The sequence below is a fragment of the uncultured Tessaracoccus sp. genome (assembly GCF_947255005.1).
Lineage (GTDB): Bacteria > Actinomycetota > Actinomycetes > Propionibacteriales > Propionibacteriaceae > Arachnia.
Map to the genome: position 1 here is coordinate 16,450 of NZ_CAMYFI010000003.1, position 18,105 is coordinate 34,554.

The window sequence follows — 18,105 nt, forward strand, 5'->3', positions numbered from 1 at the left end:
TCGCGCCCAGATCGTCGGGTCAGGCGAAGCGCGGTGCGCCCAGCGGCTTTGGCTCCTTGGCCGGAACGCGCTGGAGCCACCGCAGCGCCTCCTCAATGGCTGCGTCGAGCTGAGGGTCTTTGTGGGATTCCCAGACATCGGGCGTCATTTCCACCTCGATGTCGGGGTCGACGCCGTGATTCTCGACGCGCATCCCGGAGCGCTCGAACTGGATCCAGTAGCGCGGCTGGGTAACCTCGGTGCCGTCGACGAGCTGGAAGCGGCCGTCAATGCCGATCACTCCACCCCAGGAACGTTCCCCCACCACCGGCCCGAGTCCATGCTCCTGGGCTGCGAGAGTGACGATGTCGCCGTCGGAGCCAGCGAACGGGTTGGTGACGAACACTACGGGCCCTCGCATACCTTGAGCAGGGTAAGTGCCGAAGCCGTCGAGGTGGCGCGCGCCTGTGAACGCAACCACCTTGCGCATGAGCCGCTCGAGTATGAGCTCGGAGGTATGGCCGCCGCCGTTGTACCGCACGTCGACGACGATGCCGTCGCGCCCCGTGGCCTCGCCGATGAGCCGGTGGAACTCAGCCCAGCCAAAGGCGGTCATGTCGGGTACGTGCACGTAGCCGAGCGCGCCGTTAGACCCTTGGTCGACGTATTGCACATTGTGCTTCACCCACTCGTGGTAGCGCAGCGGCACCTCGGAGGCAACCGGCACCACCGCAACGCGGCGCTTCATACGGCCACGAGCAAGCGTCAACTCAATAGCCTTCTCGGCGGTCCCCACGAGCAGCTCGCCGATGTGCTTCGCCTCCGCGGTGGGGTGCCCATCGATGGAGAGGATCACGTCGCCGGGCGCTGCGCCGACGCCCGCCGCCAGCAGCGGGGAGCGCGCGCGGGGATCGGAAGCCTCGCCAGGCAGGATGCGATCGATAACGATCTCCTGCTTAGAGTTGCGCCGGAACTCAGCACCAAGCCAGCCGACGGGCGACTGCTCGCCGGAATCCGGCGGAATCACGTAGCAGTGCGACGTGTTCAGTTCGCCGACAACTTCCCACAGCAGATCGACGAGGTCGTCGTAGGTGGCGAGCCGAGCCACGAGCGGGCGGTACTGGGCCACGACCGATTCCCAGTCGACGCCGTCCATGTCTTCACGCCAGAAGTGGCTGGCCATGAGGCGCGTGGTCTCGTCGAACATCTGCCGCCAGTCAGCGACGGGGTCGATCTCGCGGCGGAGTCTGCTGAGGTCCACACTAATCCTGCCGTCATCATCCGGTTTCGAGCCAGACGGTTGCACCCACACCTCGTCGCCGGAACGCACGACGAGGTGCTCGCCGTCCCCAGAGACGGCCACGGAGTCGCAGGCGTCGACGACCACCGTCGTCTTGCGCTGTTTGAACGAGAAGTGCTCGGCGAGGTCTTTGGTGTCTTCGGTGCCGACGCGCCCGTCGCCCAGCACCGCACTGCCGGCGGTGGAACGCGTCCAAATGACGCCGTCGGCGACGGGAAATACACCACGAAACTGCCCGCTGGGTACGGGAAATACTGAGAGGCGGTCCTCGAATCCAGCTTCATCGAGCATGACCTGCGGGAGTTCATTGCTGTCTTGGTCGCCCTTCTTGGCGTCACCGTCGGCGCTGGATTCATCGTCGGGCTCGCTGATCTGCCAGCCATCGGCGCTCACACCAAACGGCGAAGGCTCCTCGGCGCTCAGTGGCACCAGCCATGGGCGCACGGTGTTGGTGAACGACAGGTCGAACGTGAGCTCATCGTAGCTGGGGTCGATGGTGCGTGAAGACAAGAAGATGAGGTACTTGCCGCAGGTGGAAAACTGCGGCGAATAGTCGTTGAACTGGCCCCTGGTGAGTGTGAAGGCAGCATCCTCGGTGAGGTTGTAGCCGACGAGTCTGCCGAGCATGCCTTCGTTGGCAATCGCCTCGCGCCACACCAGGTAACACCCATCCGGAGAGAAGGTGAATCCGCTGGGCTCACCATTGGGAGAGCGCCCGATTTTCTTCAACGACCCACGGGTTACGTCAAGCAGATAGATCGTGCCGTCGTGCGATCCGACGGCAACCTTCGAGCCCTGCGCATTGGGCTGCAGCGCCACCACTCGCCCGACGCGGCCTTGCGCGAGGCGGCGCGCCGGCCCGTCACCGTCGACGCCCCTGATCTCTAGGCAGTCTTCGCCTTCGACGTCGGATACCCAGATGGCTTTGCCTGTGCGCCCGAGCAGTCGGGGTTCACGGATGCGCACGCCTGGGGCATCCGAGAGTGCGCGCGCGGGGCCGGAACGGTGGGTGAGGAAGTATGCCGCCCCCCGCCACTCGAGCAAGGAACCGTCGCCGCCGTAATCGGGCACGACGGCCTCGAGACGCTCGCTAGGGGTGATGGAGACGGGCTGTGGGCGTCCGGTGGCCGTACGCAGGTCGAGGCGTTCCGGGCGGCCCTCGAGCGAGGTGATGAGGTACAGCTGGCCGCGAGCGTGGTAGACGATGCTCTTGCCGTCGGTGGTGGCGTCACGGACGTAACCCTGCTCAAAGCCGTGCTTGGTGTGCTGTTTCAGGTTTCCGCCGGTGGCGGTGACTGACCACAGCTGTGCCTGGCCGCGGACGGCGTCGCCGCGGTCAGAGGTAAAAATGATGCGGTCGCCGAACCAACAAGGGCCTGCGAGGCTCGCCGTAGTGTCGGGCAACACCCGCTTCCAGTCGGAGCGGCCGTCGGCGGAAATCCACAGCCTGATCGCCATGCCGCCGCGGTAGCGCTTCCAATCGTGCGGGCCGTGGAAGTTCGGGCTCGCGACGACGGTACCCGCTCTTCCGACAGCCGCATCCATGGCGAGGCCGTAGGGCAGTCGGGTGATGCGCCCGTCGAGTGAGACGGAGTATAGGTACGTCAGCCCGCGCGCCACCGTCTCGTGCGACGAGGCAATCATGACGTGCGCGTCGTCGATCCATCCGGATACTTGCATCTTCGACGCGCTGAGCCAGGTGAGTCTGCGCGCGCCACCGTCGGCACCCGTGAGGTAGAGATCCCAACCACCGCCGGTGGTGGAAACGAACGCGATATCGCGCCCGTTGGGAGCGAATCTCGGAGTGCGTGGCGTGTCTTCTCCGCGCGTCAATCGGGCCGCCGTACCACCGCATGTTTCCCCTAGCCAGACATCATTATCGGCGACGAACACAATGTGTTTGTCGTGAACATGCGGGTAACGCCGGTAGCCATAAGTCATAAGGCCCCAGCTTAGTCACGCACTGGGGGCGACAACCACCCGCGCGAACCTAGAAAATCAGGCTGACAGGCCCCGATGAGCCTCGATCTCGGCCCGCGATATCAACTCAGGTCGTTCTTCGCCACGCACCGTGGCTGCGGTGATGCGCACCGTGGTGATGTCGTCATTGCTCGGCACCTCGAACATGACGTCGAGCAGCAGCGCTTCCAAGATAGAACGCAGCCCACGAGCCCCGGTGTTGCGCTCGAGTGCGCTCTCCGCGATGGCATCGATGGCGTCTTCGGAGAACTCGAGTTCCACCCCGTCGAGGTCGAACAGCTTCTGATACTGCTTGATCAACGCATTCTTGGGTTCGCTGAGGACGCGGGCGAGGGAGTCGCGGTCGAGTGGGGACACCGACGTGACCACCGGCAGGCGTCCGATGAACTCCGGGATGAGCCCGAACTTTTGCAGATCCTCTTGCCGCACCCGCGCGAAGGTATCGACGAGCTCACGCTCCTCGTCTGCGGCAGTGCTGAACCCGAGCGCGCGTTTGCCGACGCGCTCTCGGATGATCTCGTCTAGGCCCGCGAAGGCTCCGCCGACGATGAACAGCACCTTCGTCGTATCGATCTCAAGGAACTCCTGGTGCGGGTGCTTGCGCCCGCCCTGCGGCGGCACCGAGGCGACGGTGCCCTCGATGATCTTCAGCAGCGCTTGCTGAACGCCCTCGCCTGACACATCGCGGGTGATGGACGGGTTCTCCGATTTTCGGGCCACCTTGTCGATTTCGTCGATGTAGATGATGCCCGTTTCTGCCTTCTTGATGTCGAAGTCGGCGGCTTGGATGAGCTTCAGGAGGATGTTCTCGACGTCTTCACCGACGTAGCCGGCCTCGGTGAGTGCCGTTGCGTCGCACATCGCGAAGGGCACGTTGAGCATGCGCGCTAGGGTCTGGGCGAGGTAGGTTTTCCCGCAGCCGGTGGGGCCGAGCATGAGGATGTTGGATTTGGCAACCTCGACGATTTCCGCGTTCGCGCGGCGGGGGCGTTTCTGCTCGGCTCGGAGGCGCTTGTAGTGGTTGTAGACAGCGACGGCGAGGGTTTTCTTCGCATCATCTTGACCAATGACGTAGGTGTCGAGGAAATCGCGGATTTCTCTGGGTTTAGGCAGCTCGGACAGCGCCGGCGTGTCACCCCCGTCGGGGAACTCTTCCTCGATCATCTCCCGACACAGATCGATGCACTCGTCGCAGATGTAGACGCCGGGGCCGGCGATGAGGCGTCGCACTTGCTTTTGCGACTTGCCGCAGAAGTTGCATTTGAACACTTCGCGGACATCACTCGCTGGCGCCATCGGCGGGCCTCCTCCCATAGTAGTTTCTCCAGGTAAGCCTACCGATTCATCCGTGCAACTCCAGATGGCTCGCCGCACGGCCGGCGTGCGGCTCACTCGCAGATGGTGACTGCGTGTACAAGCGCACCCTCAACGTACCGGGGCCTGGGAGGCTTACGTTCCCCAAGGCCCCAACGCATCAGCGCTGCCTCACACCTGCTTCATCGTCGTGAAGATGTCGTCAATGATGCCGTATTCCTTCGCTTCTTCGGCGGTGAGGAACTTGTCGCGCTCGATGTCCTTCGAGATCTTCTCGATTGGCTGCCCGGTGTCGTCAGCAAGCATCTGTTCCATGAGCGCACGAATGCGCAGGATCTCTTTCGCCTGGATTTCAAGGTCCGACGACTGTCCGCGACCTCCCTCGGTGGCCGGCTGGTGGATGAGGATGCGTGAGTTCGGCAGGGCGAAACGCTTACCCTTCGTGCCCGCAGCCAGGACCACCGCGGCTGCCGAGGCAGCCTGCCCCAGGCACACCGTCTGTACCTCAGGCTTGATGTAGCGCATCGTGTCGTAGATGGCCGTGAGCGCAGTGAAGGAGCCGCCCGGAGAGTTGATGTAGATCGAGATGGGGCGCTCGGCATCCATCGACTGCAGGCAAAGCAGCTGCGCCATCACAGCGTTAGCGATGTCGTCGCTGATGGGGGTGCCGAGGAAGATGATGCGGTCCTCGAACAGCTTCGTGTAGGGGTCAACGCGACGCACGCCGTAGCTGGTGCGCTCTTCCCACTGGGGGATGTAGTAGTCCATTGACGGGCTCGCCGGAGCCATTCCGCCGGGCAGGGTGAATTCACTCACTGGTTCGGTGCCTCCGTGTTGATCTGCGACGCGCGCTCGTAGACGTGGTCGATGAAACCGTATTCGAGTGCCTGCTCAGCAGTGAACCAGCGGTCACGGTCGGAGTCGGCTTCGATCTGCTCGAGCGGCTGGCCGGTGTGCTTCGCGATGAGCTCGGCCATGGTCTTCTTGATGTGCAGCGACTGCTCCGCCTGGATGCGGATGTCCGATGCCGTGCCGCCGAGCCCGCCTGAGGGCTGGTGCATCATGATGCGGCTGTGCGGTAGCGCGTAGCGCTTTCCGGGCGTGCCCGCAGACAGCAGGAACTGCCCCATCGACGCAGCGAGGCCCATCGCCACCGTGGCGACGTCGTTGCTGATCCACTGCATGGTGTCGAAGATGGCCATCCCGGAATCAACGGAGCCACCGGGCGAGTTGATGTAGAGGAAGATGTCCTTATGCGGATCCTCTGCATTCAGTAACAGCATCTGAGCGCAGATGGCGTTCGCGTTCTCGTCGCGCACCTCGGAGCCCAGGAAGATGATGCGATTCGCGAGCAACGATTGATACACGTTGTCGTTCATGCCCAGGCCCCCGGCGGCCGCCACTGCGGTGGGGTTCATTCGTTCAGTCACGGACCCCAACCTACCGGCACCAGGCGCCCGACCCAACACTTGACCGAACTGTTCGCCGTCGGCAGAGCAAATTCGTGCGACGAAGGGCGGCCCCTGCATGTGCGGAACCGCCCTTCGTTTGCTGAGCGTTGCGCGTTACTTGGCCTCGGTGTCGACGGCGATCTCCTCGCCGTCCACTTCGGTGACAATCTGCGCTGGAGTGGCCTCGGAGGCATCGTCGGAAGCGGCTTCGTCGGGCTCGACGGGCTTCGGCATCTCGACGACGTTACCCTCGCCGTCCTTCACCGTCGCCGCGGCGCAGATGGCGGCGAGCGCCTTGCCTCGGCGCACCTCAGACATCCACTCAGCCATGTGATTGTGCTCCATCATGTGCTGAATCTCGTCCTGCGGCGAGGTGCCGTTCATTTGGGCCTTCTGGAAGATGAGTTCCGTGAGGTCCTGCTGCGAGACGTCGACGGTGTTCTCCTCGGCGTACTTGTCGAGGATGATCTGGGCGCGAAGCGCCTCTTCACCGCGACGGTTGAGCTCAGCCCAGAAGGATTCCTCATCCTCGGCTTCTTCGTCTTCGGCTTCCTCGAGGTACTGCTGCAGGGTAAGCCCAGCGCGAGCGAGCTGCTGCTCGACTCCCTGGCGGCGGGCTGCGAGATCGTCGGCAAGCGTCTTCTCGGGCAGCTCGAAGGAGGTGGCTTCGACGACGGCCTCGATGATCTTGTCGCGGGCGTCGGCGATCTGCTCCTGCTTGGCCTGCTGTTCGACGGCCTTGCGGAGGTCGTCCTTCATCTCCTCGACGGTGTCGAACTCAGAGACCATCTGAGCAAACTCGTCGTCCACCTCGGGCAGATCCTGCTGCTGCACCTTCTTCACGGTGACCTCAATCTCGGCCTCTTCGCCACGGTGGCTGCCGCCCAGCAGCGTCGAGGTGAAGGTAACGACGTCACCGGCCTTGGTACCAGTGACGGCCTTCTTGAGCCCTTCGAGCATGTTTTTGTCGTCGCCGATCTCGTACTCGAGATCTTCAGCGATGGCCTCCTCCAGCTCTTTGCCGTCCTGGCTGGCCTTGAGGTCGATGGTGAGGAGGTCGCCCTTCTTGGCCTTGCGACCCACTTCCTTCGTAGTGGCGAAGCGCTTACGGAGCAGCTCGATGCGTTCGTCGAGCTCCTCGTCGCTACTCTGCGCGGCGCTGACCTCGACGTCGATCTTCTTGAAATCAGGCAGATCGAAGTCGGGGCGAACATCGAGCTCAGCGGTGAATTCGACCAGTTCGTTGTCTTCGAGCTTGGTGACCTCGATGTCAGGCTGGCTGAGCGGGAAGAGCTTGTGCTCCTCGACAGCGGCACCGTAGGCGCCAGGCATGGCGTCGTTGATGGCCTCCTGCAGCACGACGCCGCGGCCGAAACGCTGGTCGATCACCTGAGCCGGCACCTTGCCCTTGCGGAAGCCGGGAATATTCACCTGGCCGGCGATGTCCTTGTAAGCCTTGTCAAGGTGGGGCTTGAGATCGGTAAAGGGAATCTCAACAGTGAGCTTGACCCGGGTGGGGTTGAGCTGCTCGATAGTGCTAGGCACGAACTTGTCTCCTGAAATGGACGATTCTGACTGTGCAATCCTAGCGGTCCGCGTCAATCGGGTCATTCCCGCCAGGTTCGGTTTCGGGGGCGTCGAGTGCGCGCAGCTCTGCGGCATCGGGTAGGAAGTGCAGTGAGAGGGATGCGAGCAGGGCGCTGAGCTGCGCTCGCGCTGCGGCGCGCTCCCCCTCGCTACCACTGGCGACTGCCAGCCTCGCCACTTTCGCGGCGCGACGAACATCGTCGGCTTTCTCTGGTGCGACGTGCCTAATCCCGACGGTCTCAGCATGGCGGCGCGCGAGCCCGTAGGTCACTTCTACTCGAGCGGCGGCCTCTTCTGCCTCACGGGGCGGGGCGTCGTCGGGAATCTGGTCGAATTCCCACAACGCGACGAGGAACGCCTCGGTCGTTGGCGCCGACGCGTCAAACAGGGCAGGCTGTTCAATGCGGTAAACGATATCGCTCTTGCGCTCACCGTAGTCGGAGCGCACTTTCTCGACGCGCTCTCTCGCCTCTTCGATGCGTGGGATGCCGCGCAGGCCGCGCGGGTTCTCACCGCGCTGCCGCGCCAACGCGTAGTCGACGAGGTTGTGCTCATTGAGCGGCATTCCCTCGAGCGAGCGCACCGTGAGGCCACCGGCTCGGTTCACTGCCTTGCGCGCCCATACCAGCAGCGGGACCAGGAACAGCGCCAGCAGCACGAGCGGCTGCGCTAACACCGTCGCCGATACGATGATCGCTAATATCGGAAGAAGGCTCCAGCGACGGACCTGGACGACGGTCAGGTTGTTGCCCTCCAGCTCCCACGGGGGCATGCGCAGCACCTCGAGTGGCGTGGCATCGTCGGGGTTGGCGTCGCCGAGCGTCTGCCCACGGAGGACGAAGCTTCTAGTCCATATCCGTAGCGGGCGCTCGTCCGGGTTCACGCAACGCGCGGTGACAGAGGGAAAGTGACTGTGTTGCAGGACCGTCACTTGCATGGCGACTGAGCGTCGTTCGCCAAGCCACAGGAAGGCCTGTCCAGACAGGTCGACGAGTTCAGCGTCGAGGTTGGCCTGTGTCCAGTACGTTTCGCTGCTCACAGCTCCAGCCTCCCTGGCAACGCGCGTAGCGGTCGGCCCGCGACTAGTTCCTTCGCCTCCCTGACGGTTGGGAGGTAGTGCAGCGCCAACGACTCCAGGATCGCCACCGCCCGCTCGAGGGCGGCCTGCCGCTCCGCGCGCGTCGCCCGAGAGTCTTGTGCGAGTCGCATCGCTTTCAGCGCGGTGTCTGCCGGGCCGCGGGCATCGTCGGGGTAGTGCTGCATGCCCACTGCTTCAGCGTGCGCTTTCACTGCTTCAAACGCAACGGCCAACTCCCCCGCCAGCGTGGCCCGCTCAGGGTTGGACAACCGGGTGTGCTCCGCGTCCCAGCGCACCATAAGTTCGGTGAACCGGCGGGTCTCCGGCAACGTGGCGTCGAACAGTGCCGGGTACTCGATTCGCGTGATGACGTCAGAGGCCAACCGCCCGTAATCCGCCTTCAGCGCATTGACCTTCCCGACGATGTCCTTCCGCGCTCCTGCATCGTCCAGGAACCCGTGCAGCTGATACTCGTGGCCACCAGAGAGATAGACGTGCGGTGCTGCGACGAAATGCGGGTGGATGAGCGCAACAGGGACGAGCGCGCAGAGCACGACCATAATGAAGACGAGAGGGGGTATCGAGACACCCATGTGGTAGCTGGCCCACAACCCGAACAGCCCGCCTGCCGATAACCCCGCCAACATCGAAAGAACATAGGCGGGATTGAACATCGTGATCAGCTTGCCTGGCGGCAGCTTGTACGCCCCGACTGGGCGTCGCGTGTGAGCGGCGACAGCAAGGTCGCCGAGCTCCGGGAACTCATCGATGTGGAGAGTCTTGATATTGAACCCTTTGGTTCCCACGATTCTGGCGGTCTTCGGGCCCACTTCGGGCCCAGACAGCGTGATGACGACGACCGTCCCGTCGTCGTACTGGACCGCGATGCTGCCGTCGAACGATGCCGCTTTGGCGTGGAAGTCGAGCAGTTCGGCATCGAGTGGCGGCCGTTCACGCATGCGCAGATCTTATCGCGTGGATCGCGCAGGACGTTCGTCGCTGCTATGATCAATCCGCGTTGCGGATGTAGCTCAATGGTAGAGCCCTAGTCTTCCAAACTAGCTACGCGGGTTCGATTCCCGTCATCCGCTCGAACACACAGGTGGCGGCCATGTCCTTATCCGGAACTGGCCGCCACCTGCGCTGTGCGGGCTGCGATGGGTTACGCGCGTGCTTCGCGGCGCATGCCCCGCAGCGTGTGCATAATCTCCTTGTGCTCTCGCCCGAAATAGTCGTGCAGTTGCTGGTAGATCGCGAACAGCTTGTCGTACTTCGCCGCGCGTTCCTCATCGACGGTGTACGCGTTGGGATTCTTGGCACCCATAGCCTGTGAGGCCGCTCTAGCGTCGGTGTACACACCAGCAGCTACCGCCGCGAATACTGCGGAGCCGAGGCTTCCGGTCTGCTCGGTCTCCGCGACGGACAGCGGCACTCGGCAGATGTCGCAGTACAGCTGCATAATCCAGCGGTTCTTGGTAACACCGCCACAGGCGATGAGCTCGTTCACTGCAATGCCAGCCTTACGGAACGACTCGATGATGGTTCTGGCACCAAACGCCGTAGACTCGACGAGCGCACGGTACTGCTCCTCCGGCTTCGTGGCCAGAGTCTGCCCAACGAGCAGCCCGGTGAGGCCCGCGTCGGACAGCACGGAGCGGTTGCCGTTGTGCCAATCCAATCCCACGAGCCCATGCTCACCCACAACTTGCTTCGCACCAAGGTCAGACAGCAACTCATGAATACTGATACCTCGACGATCTGCTTCCTCGAAGTAGGAGGCAGGAACGCAGTTATCAATAAACCAAGCGAAAATATCACCGACCGCAGACTGACCCGCCTCGTAGCCCCACAGCCCATCGATGATCCCGCCATCGACCACCCCGAATACGCCCGGTACTTCGACGAGTTGCTCGTCGGAGATGACGTAGCAATTCGAGGTGCCCATAATTGCCGTCATTTGGCCAGGTTCGAGACCCTGCACCGCCGCAGCGGCAACGTGGGCATCGATGTTTCCGGTGGCGACAGCAATGCCCGGGCGCAACCCAAGGAGTTCTGCTGTTTGCTCGGTCAAGCTGCCAGCTCGAGCACCAAGGGGGATGATCGGGGCATTCAGCTTCTCCTCGAAGATACCTTCGAATCCAGGGGCAACTTCGCGAAGGAAATCATCCGACGGATACTTGCCATCTTGCCAGTTAAACTTGTATCCCGCGTTGGCCGCCGAGTACTGAAGCTTCCCGGTAAGCCACCAGATGATCCAATCCAGTGCGTTACAGAACACCTCAGTAGCTTCGTAGACTTCCGGCGCCTTGTTGAAGGTTTCCAAGGCCTTAGGCAGACCCATCTCAGAGTTGAGAATACCTCCGTAACGCCCGAGCCAATCTTCACCACGTTCGCGCGCGACTTCCACAATGCGATTTGCCTCGGCAACACCACCGTGATGCTTCCACAGTTTCACCCAGGCATGCGGGTTATTGCGGTACTCGTCAAGCTCACACAGCGGAGTGCCGTCGTTCTTGCAAGCAAGCACTGTCGCTGATGTGAAGTCGATGCCGATTCCGACAATTTGTGCGGGATCAACGCCTGCGTCTTTCACCGCACCGCGCACTGCTTCCACGGTAGCCATCCGATAATCATTCGGATCTTGCAGCGCGAACTCAGCGGGCAGCTTCTGCCCGTCGGCAGCGGTGAGCACATCGTCCATCACGCCGTGTGCATACTCCGAGACAGCGGTACCCAGTTCTGCACCGTCGGAAGCGCGAACCACGAGCGCACGGCTCGAGAGGGTTCCGAAGTCGATACCGATGACGTATTGCTCGTCGGCCACGTTAATTTCTTCCTTCCACGTTGCGCTGTCACTCGGTCCAGGGGCGCTGACCCCAGAAGCCATCGTCCTGGAAGAGCACGTCAACGAATTCCTCCAGCAGACCCGCCTCGTACACGAAGTCGAGCAGCGTGTAGCGGGATCGAATCATCTGGGCACGGAAGTACGTTTCGTAGAACCGCTCACGCGTCACGCCAATCTGCGACGGGTGGTAGATGCCGCCCACCTTCTTCAGCAGAGTTTCCACTTCCTCAGCGGGCATGACCTGCGCGGCGCACCGCTCACGGATCGTCGGCCATTTCTCGGCCACCAGCTCGAGGCGGGCACGCAGTTGGTCGTCGTCGATGTACTTGCCCATGGTTTGCTTCACAGCGGGTTCTACCTGGTCCCCTGTGAAGTTCGCACGTACACGAGCCTCCATCTGCTCAGCGGTGGGCCATTTCGCGACGGCAGCGTCAATGTCGAGCTTGGTGAAGTCAGTCTCAAGAACCTTGGCCCACATCGCAAGCATCGCGATGGTACCGAGCCCCACCTTGAACCCGTGCGTGAGCGGCGGATCGAGCTCCATTCCGAGGTGCTCCATTTCCCACAGGTGGGAGAACTGGTGCCCCGCACCGGATGCTGGGCGGGAGCTGACGCGGTATTTCTGCATGGCCAGACCCGACATGATGAGGCCCTCGACCAGCCCGCGGAATGATTCAGGCTTGCCCTCGACGAGGCCCTCCGGATCGCTGATGGCAGACTGCAGCGGCCCCTGGACGAGGTCCCACACCTCCTGGTCAATGGCCTCAACACCCAGTTCGTCGGCGATGATCCAGTCCGCACCCGCCGGAACTTTTTCAATCAGGTCACCCACACCGGTTGCAGTGCAACGCTGGGGGGCGGCGGCCATCGTCGGAAGGTCACCGATGATGGCCTTGGGTGCGCGGCAGGCCATGGTGTGCTTGAAGCCGTTTTCGGTGATCGAGGACCCGAAGGCCGCGTAACCATCCATAGATGCTGCGGTGCACACCACCATGTAGCGGCGGCCGAGCTCGTGGCTGGCGAGCTTCACCATGTCGTTGAGCGTGCCAGAACCGATGACTACGGCGATGGTTTCTTCCTTGGCGAGAAACTCGCGAATTACCCCGACGTTGTCATACGACGCGTACACAGTCGGCGTTGCCGGGAATTCCAGCGGGTCTGCCAGATCCACGCCTGCCGCCTCAAGCGAGGCCTTCACGGGTTCGCCAGCTGCGGCCCACGTGTTGCCATCGTAGATAAGCACTCCGCGCGCACCGGGGAAGTTTTCGACGAACACCCGTCCGGTCTCGTCGAGAACATCGTGTCCCATCACTACGACATCGGTGTCGTCGCAGTCTCCAAGGGCTCGTTCAATCAAGTCAGACATGCCTTGTCACTCCTTGTACTTTCGTGTGCTTACCGTGCGGACTCGTGGTCAACGATCTGGTGGATCGTCGGCTGCAACTGCGGGTAGGTCTCGCAGTAGCGATCAACATAGAACTGGTATTCCTCATGAATTTCCTGATTCGGCTCGTACACGTCGATCTCGTGCACCATGTGCTTCGCAGCTTCGGGCAGGTCCTTGTAGATCCCTGCACCGACAGCCGCGATCATGCAGGTGCCGAGTACCACCGCGTCTCCCACCTCAGTGACTGAGATCGGCACGCCGGTTACGTCTGCGTGCATCTGCATCCAGTTACGGCTCTTCGTGGCGCCGCCGCACGCAACCATTCGTGTCACGTCGAAGCCGGCAGCAGTCATCGCGCGCAGGTTGTGGGCTGTGCCGTAACAGACCGCCTCCTGCAGCGCGTGGTACACGTGCGCCTGCGTGTGCATCAGCGAAAGCCCCGTGATGGTGCCCCGCGCCTTCGAATCCGAGTACGGCGTGCGGTTGCCCTGGAAATACTCGTTGACGACGAGACCGTCAGAGCCGGGTGGAATATGCGCAGCTTGCTCGTTCAGCACGTCGTATGGATTCAGGCCGATCTTCTCGGCCGCGTGCACCGTGTCGCCCGCAAAGTTGTCTCGGAACCACTTGATGACGGAACCCGTCGACACCTGACCGCCTTCGACAGTGTACTGGCCAGGCACTACACCGTCGGTGTAGGCACCGAAGAATCCCTTTCCGTGAATCTCTTCGGCGGACTGACCGGTGAGCACGTGCGACGAGCCGGTGATGAGCGCCATCGATCCGGGCGCGAGCACACCCAAGCCAATCTGACCCGCCCAGGCATCGGCAAGGCCCTGCGCAACTGGGATGCCAGGGCGCAATCCCAACAACTGTGCAGCAATGGTGCCAAGCGTCCCGACGGGCTCTCCGATGTCGAGCACCCGCTCGGGAATCTTGTCGAACACGTCACCACAGCCGATGGTCTCGTAGAAGTCGACTGGCCAACCACCTTTGTTGCGGTTGTAGTACATCCGCAGCGCCGCCGAGTTGATGTTCGTCGTCCACTCACCAGTGAGCTTGAAAGTGAGCCAGTCCGGAGCGTCGACGAGGCGTGATGCATGCTTATAGGTTTCGGGCTCATGCTCGCGCAACCATGCTGCTTTGAAGGGGTACCACTCAGCGATGGCCGGGGCTGTGCCTGCCCCGTTGTAGAGGCGTGCCACTGAGTCAGATTGCTCGGCCCTAGCTGCCTGCTCGGTGGCGCGCACGTCCATCCACATGATGGCCGGACGTAGCGCGTCGCCCTTCTCATTCATCGCGACCATCGTGAGGGTGGTGGCGTCATAGGAGATGCCTGCAATTTCTGCGGGCGACACGCCAGAGAGTTCCAGCGCCTTGCGGCAGGAGGCCTGCAGTGCCTTCCACCATTCGTCCGGGTCTTGCTCGGCATAGCCGGGACGCGGGTGCGTGGTCTTGTACGGCGTCGCGGCGAACGTCAACGGGCGCCCCTGCACGTCGAAGATGGCGACACGGCAGGATTCGGTGCCGTAATCGATGCCCAAGAGGTACGGGCCTTCAGGAATCATGGTGCTCTCCTTTGAGGTATTGAAAAGTGGTGTGGGAACCGAGGTGCCTATTCCGTCCAACCCAGTTCGTCCCAGACGCTTGCCGGAATCAACTGGTCGATACGTTCGAGAACCCACGTGGGGCGCTCAGACTCGGGGAGACGTTCGGCGTCGCCAGCCTTCGCTTCACCCGTCAGCACGCATGCCGAGCGCATGCCACCGTCGACGGCCATCTTGATGTCCGTTTGAAGGCGGTCGCCCACCATGACGCACCTCGCCGGGTTCACGTCGAGACCGGCGAGGGCTTCCTCGAGCATAATGGGCGACGGTTTGCCCATGCTGGCCGAGCACTGCACCCCCGTGCAGGCTTCGATAGCGGCAGTCATGGCTGCACAGTCGGGTTCGCCGCGGCCTTCCGGGAATGGACAGAATCGGTCGGGGTTCGTCTGAATCAGGATCGCGCGCTTGTGGTACCAGATGGCGTCGAAAGCGATCTGGAGTTTGCGGTAGTCGAAGGAGCGGTCGTACGAGGCGACGACCACGTCGATCTTCTCCGGGTCTTCACTCAAGGTGAAACCATTGGCGCGCAGGGCGTTTTGGAGCGGTTCCTCACCCACCACGAACAACGTGGAATCCGGGTGATGGTGCTTCAGCCAGTTCACCGTCGTGACCACTGTGTTCGAGATTTCTTCGATCTTGGCGGGGATCCCCAAGCGCTGAAGCTTCTCCAGATACATCTCGGGATCTTTGGTGGGGTTGTTCGACAAGAACCTGACGGGGATATCCCGACGGCGAAGCTCTCCCAGCATGCGCTGTGCACCGGGCAGTAGCTCGTCGCCGAGATAGATCGTGCCGTCGAGGTCGAAGACGTAGGCTTGGCAGAACTCTTCCGGACGGCTAGTGGTGGGTGTGGACACTCTCACTCCTTACGACTTACGACAGCAGTGCTGCCAGGCTGACAACGATGGTGTTTGAAATCCAGATCGCAGCGGCCGGGGGGTCAATGTGGCTGACGCCGCGGGCGTACCACAGCCGCGCGAAAAACTCGCCGAACGCTGCTGCCATCACGCCGAACATGGCCGCGAGGATGAGCGCAACCGAAGCCATCAGCCATGCATGCGAATCCCAGGCGCTGGTTGCCACCCAGGTGAACTCGGCGAAGGTGGAGCCCATCAACAGGGGGTAGAACTGCACTGCGGCAAGCCCCGAGGTAATGGTCACGTGGTGCTGCACGGGCATGTTGCGGTTGGTAATCAAGAACAAGATGATGACCGCTGAGATACCGAACGTGAACGATTGGGCGTTCGCGGCAGCAAGCTGGTTTGGAATGCCCAGTTCGGTGAAGCGGGCTCCGACGTTGGCCGCCAGGAACAGGGAGGCGCCGCCCGCCAGGATGCCGAACAGTGAACCGATGGTGAGCAGCTGGCTCGGCTTCTCTTGCCATTCTAGCCAGCGGCCATTGGGACCGGGCTTGATTCGGTCCAACAGCTTGTTGCTGTCCTTATGAAACAGTTCGGGATTATGCAGCGAACCCTTGAACAGGCCCTTCCCCGGCTCACCGCCGAACATGAGGCGTGCGGTGATACCAGAGATCAGGACGGTGAGTGCCACAGAGTCGGTGTGGGAACCGAACCAGGGAATGTTACTGATCCCAATCTGCACGAGGTAGCCGAAGATACCGAAAGCCGAACCGCACAGCAGCACAGAAGGGTGACCTAGGCCGGCCAGGGGTGTATTGACGTCCTTGGCGTCGGCGAAGTAGCGCCGGTATCGAGCGAAGGTGGCTGCTCCGACGCCTGCGGCAAAGGTGATGTGCGGTCCCATGAACGGGCCGAACGCCAGGTAGTCGAATCCGAAGGTCGAGCCCGTGGCGGCGAAGACGCCCCATGAGGCGAGTACGCAGAAGCCGGTGAGCACGAAGGCGTAGTTACCGCCAATTGCGGCACCCACCGCGCCGCCTGCTATGGCAGCCATTAAGCCGAAGAGGAAAACTCCGAGTGAGCTAGTGAACATCGTCGTTCCTTGCGAGAGATAGTGTGATGTACTTTACCTTTAGCAGCCGAGGGTTTCTTGTTCGTAGCCGCAAATCAGATCGACGTTGCCCTTCGAGTGTGAAGAGGGGTCGAACTCGTAGCTGAGGAACTCCTTCGCCAGTCGACGGGCAAGCTCGCGTCCGATCACGCGCTCGCCCAAGCAGAGCACCTGCGCATCGTTCGACATGATGAGACGTTCCACGGAGAAGGAATCGTGTGCGGTGCTCGCCCGCACGCCCGGCACCTTGTTCGCCGAGATGGCCATGCCCATGCCCGTTCCGCAGACGAAGATGCCTCGATCTGCCTCGCCTGCGGCAATCTTCTTCGCCGCCGCAAATCCGACATGTGGGTACGCAGTGTCTTCACCCGGGGTGATGCCTGCGTCAATCACTTCGTCGACGCGCGGGTCCTGCTCAAGGTCGGCCTTGATTGCTTCCTTGTAATTCACGCCTGCCGGGTCGGCGGCGACAACGATCTTCAAACCCATGTCTTCTCCATTGCTCCTTTGCTGGGGTGCCGTAGTTGCACGGCACTGTGAACTGAGCATCAATGTAACACAGAACGTGTTACTTCAAACAGGGGCCCTGTTATATGGGGCTAGTCTCCCACGCCAACCACAGTGAGCGGCACCCCGGCGTCAAGCAGATGCGTGCGCAAGGCGTCGGGTATGCCGCTGTCGACCACTACATGTGCGAAGTCGGTGAGCGTCGCGAACTGATGCAACGCGCGACGCTGAAACTTCTCATGTTCCAGCAGCAAGATGGGCTCCTCTGCTTGTGCGATCATGGCCTGCTTTACAGCGGCGACTCCTGCATCAGGGTGATAGCACCCCAACCCATCAATGCCCGACGCTGACAGGATGCACTGCCCCACACTCATGGTTCGGATCTGTGCGAGCGCAACTGGGCCTGTCAAGGCCTGCGCCCAAGCCTGGTAGTCACCGCCCACGACGATGAGCTTTGCTGCCCGCCGCTCGCCAGTGACTTCTCTGGCTACGAGCAATGAGTTCGTGACGATAGTAATGGCATCGAGCCCCTCTAACGCGCGCAGAAGCCATACCGCCGAGGTGGAGTCATCCACCATCACCGAGGTGGCCGGGCGCACCAAATCTGCCGCTGCCTTGGCCACCGCAAGTTTGTGCGCGTTGCTGCGCTCAAGCCGATATTCGGCATCAGCTTCATGCACACCGCTTGCAATTGCCACGACGATGCCTCGATGCCGCTGCAGAATCCCGCGCCGCTCGAGGGTGGCAATGTCACGGTAGACGGTCATCGTCGAGACACCTGTAGCTTTTTGCAATTCATCGATTGTGGCTCGCCCATTGCGGATGACTGTCTGCGCAATCAAGGCTTGCCGGGCAGCTCGTTTCTCCACGCCCGTGCGATTCCTGTCTTTGGATGTCATGCGCAGCGTCCTTCCTCCGACGTTGCCGATTACGATAGTGGCCACGATGGAGGAGTGTGCGGCACGACGCGAAGCGCCCGGGCAGGAAATGCAGTAGACTGCCTTGGTCCCTTCAAGGGAACGGGGCGTAGCGTAGTGGCTAGCGCGCCTGCTTTGGGAGCAGGAGACCGCAGGTTCGAGTCCTGTCGCCCCGACCACTC

Annotated in this window: 14 protein-coding genes and 2 tRNA genes; 2 read left to right on the forward strand and 14 right to left on the reverse strand. The window is 62.1% G+C overall.

All coding sequences use genetic code 11. From position 1 onward, the window contains the following. Window positions 1-19: 19 nt before the first annotated feature. From Q0X61_RS01300 to Q0X61_RS01330, 7 genes are all read right to left on the reverse strand, one after another. Window positions 20-3,220 (reverse strand): S41 family peptidase, encoded by a 3,201-nt coding sequence (locus tag Q0X61_RS01300; protein WP_297739575.1) that lies wholly within the window; start codon window positions 3,218-3,220, stop codon window positions 20-22. A 57-nt stretch (window positions 3,221-3,277) separates the two neighbouring features. Continuing rightward, the gene (gene clpX / locus Q0X61_RS01305) at window positions 3,278-4,555 is read right to left on the reverse strand and encodes an ATP-dependent Clp protease ATP-binding subunit ClpX (RefSeq protein ID WP_297739577.1); all 1,278 of its coding nucleotides are present in this window, start codon (window positions 4,553-4,555) and stop codon (window positions 3,278-3,280) included. A 189-nt stretch (window positions 4,556-4,744) separates the two neighbouring features. Further along, window positions 4,745-5,362: an ATP-dependent Clp protease proteolytic subunit gene (locus Q0X61_RS01310; protein WP_297739683.1), complete on the reverse strand. Its 618-nt coding sequence runs from the start codon at window positions 5,360-5,362 to the stop codon at window positions 4,745-4,747. A gap of 23 nt (window positions 5,363-5,385) precedes the next feature. Beyond that, entirely contained in the window at window positions 5,386-5,991 is a 606-nt protein-coding gene (locus tag Q0X61_RS01315) for a ClpP family protease (RefSeq protein ID WP_108871548.1), read from the reverse strand. Between the two features lie 147 nt (window positions 5,992-6,138). After that, on the reverse strand, window positions 6,139-7,569 hold the full coding sequence (gene tig / locus Q0X61_RS01320) for a trigger factor (protein WP_297739579.1): 1,431 nt from the start codon (window positions 7,567-7,569) through the stop codon (window positions 6,139-6,141). A gap of 40 nt (window positions 7,570-7,609) precedes the next feature. Beyond that, window positions 7,610-8,650 (reverse strand): hypothetical protein, encoded by a 1,041-nt coding sequence (locus tag Q0X61_RS01325; protein ID WP_297739581.1) that lies wholly within the window; start codon window positions 8,648-8,650, stop codon window positions 7,610-7,612. Then, on the reverse strand, window positions 8,647-9,648 hold the full coding sequence (locus tag Q0X61_RS01330; protein WP_297739583.1) for a hypothetical protein: 1,002 nt from the start codon (window positions 9,646-9,648) through the stop codon (window positions 8,647-8,649). Before Q0X61_RS01330 ends, Q0X61_RS01325 begins: the two co-directional genes overlap by 4 nt. A 61-nt stretch (window positions 9,649-9,709) precedes the next feature. On the opposite strand from Q0X61_RS01330, the gene Q0X61_RS01335 reads away from it, so the two are divergent. Next, window positions 9,710-9,780: transfer RNA gene (locus Q0X61_RS01335), tRNA-Gly, on the forward strand. Between the two features lie 71 nt (window positions 9,781-9,851). Here the strand turns inward: Q0X61_RS01335 and Q0X61_RS01340 are convergent. From Q0X61_RS01340 to Q0X61_RS01370, 7 genes are all read right to left on the reverse strand, one after another. Beyond that, on the reverse strand, window positions 9,852-11,513 hold the full coding sequence (locus Q0X61_RS01340; RefSeq protein ID WP_297739584.1) for a ribulokinase: 1,662 nt from the start codon (window positions 11,511-11,513) through the stop codon (window positions 9,852-9,854). Between the two features lie 28 nt (window positions 11,514-11,541). Then, the gene (locus Q0X61_RS01345) at window positions 11,542-12,900 is read right to left on the reverse strand and encodes a sn-glycerol-1-phosphate dehydrogenase (protein ID WP_297739585.1); all 1,359 of its coding nucleotides are present in this window, start codon (window positions 12,898-12,900) and stop codon (window positions 11,542-11,544) included. A gap of 29 nt (window positions 12,901-12,929) precedes the next feature. After that, window positions 12,930-14,489 carry a ribulokinase gene (locus Q0X61_RS01350; RefSeq protein WP_297739587.1) on the reverse strand — a complete coding sequence of 520 codons (1,560 nt, stop codon included), beginning with the start codon at window positions 14,487-14,489 and terminating at the stop codon, window positions 12,930-12,932. 47 nt (window positions 14,490-14,536) lie between these two features. Continuing rightward, entirely contained in the window at window positions 14,537-15,385 is an 849-nt protein-coding gene (locus tag Q0X61_RS01355) for an HAD-IIA family hydrolase (RefSeq protein ID WP_297739590.1), read from the reverse strand. 16 nt (window positions 15,386-15,401) lie between these two features. Beyond that, the gene (locus tag Q0X61_RS01360; RefSeq protein ID WP_297739591.1) at window positions 15,402-16,481 is read right to left on the reverse strand and encodes a hypothetical protein; all 1,080 of its coding nucleotides are present in this window, start codon (window positions 16,479-16,481) and stop codon (window positions 15,402-15,404) included. Between the two features lie 39 nt (window positions 16,482-16,520). Further along, a complete protein-coding gene (locus Q0X61_RS01365) occupies window positions 16,521-16,988 on the reverse strand; it encodes a ribose-5-phosphate isomerase (RefSeq protein WP_297739593.1) in 468 nt (155 codons plus the stop codon). 110 nt (window positions 16,989-17,098) lie between these two features. Further along, window positions 17,099-17,905 (reverse strand): DeoR/GlpR family DNA-binding transcription regulator, encoded by an 807-nt coding sequence (locus Q0X61_RS01370; RefSeq protein WP_367270690.1) that lies wholly within the window; start codon window positions 17,903-17,905, stop codon window positions 17,099-17,101. Window positions 17,906-18,026: 121 nt separating this feature from the next. Here Q0X61_RS01370 and Q0X61_RS01375 point away from each other — a divergent pair. Continuing rightward, a tRNA-Pro gene (locus Q0X61_RS01375) sits at window positions 18,027-18,102 on the forward strand. The last annotated feature ends 3 nt before the right edge of the window (window positions 18,103-18,105 follow it).

Coding starts and splice junctions, on each gene's coding strand:
- Q0X61_RS01365 (WP_297739593.1), bottom strand. CDS start 16,988: ATGGGTTTGAAGATCGTTGTCGCCGCCGACCCGGCAGGCGTGAATTAC.
- Q0X61_RS01310 (WP_297739683.1), bottom strand. CDS start 5,362: ATGGCTCCGGCGAGCCCGTCAATGGACTACTACATCCCCCAGTGGGAA.
- Q0X61_RS01370 (WP_367270690.1), bottom strand. CDS start 17,905: ATGACATCCAAAGACAGGAATCGCACGGGCGTGGAGAAACGAGCTGCC.
- Q0X61_RS01315 (WP_108871548.1), bottom strand. CDS start 5,991: ATGAACCCCACCGCAGTGGCGGCCGCCGGGGGCCTGGGCATGAACGAC.
- Q0X61_RS01345 (WP_297739585.1), bottom strand. CDS start 12,900: ATGTCTGACTTGATTGAACGAGCCCTTGGAGACTGCGACGACACCGAT.
- Q0X61_RS01300 (WP_297739575.1), bottom strand. CDS start 3,220: ATGACTTATGGCTACCGGCGTTACCCGCATGTTCACGACAAACACATT.
- Q0X61_RS01360 (WP_297739591.1), bottom strand. CDS start 16,481: ATGTTCACTAGCTCACTCGGAGTTTTCCTCTTCGGCTTAATGGCTGCC.
- clpX (WP_297739577.1), bottom strand. CDS start 4,555: ATGGCGCCAGCGAGTGATGTCCGCGAAGTGTTCAAATGCAACTTCTGC.
- Q0X61_RS01350 (WP_297739587.1), bottom strand. CDS start 14,489: ATGATTCCTGAAGGCCCGTACCTCTTGGGCATCGATTACGGCACCGAA.
- Q0X61_RS01330 (WP_297739583.1), bottom strand. CDS start 9,648: ATGCGTGAACGGCCGCCACTCGATGCCGAACTGCTCGACTTCCACGCC.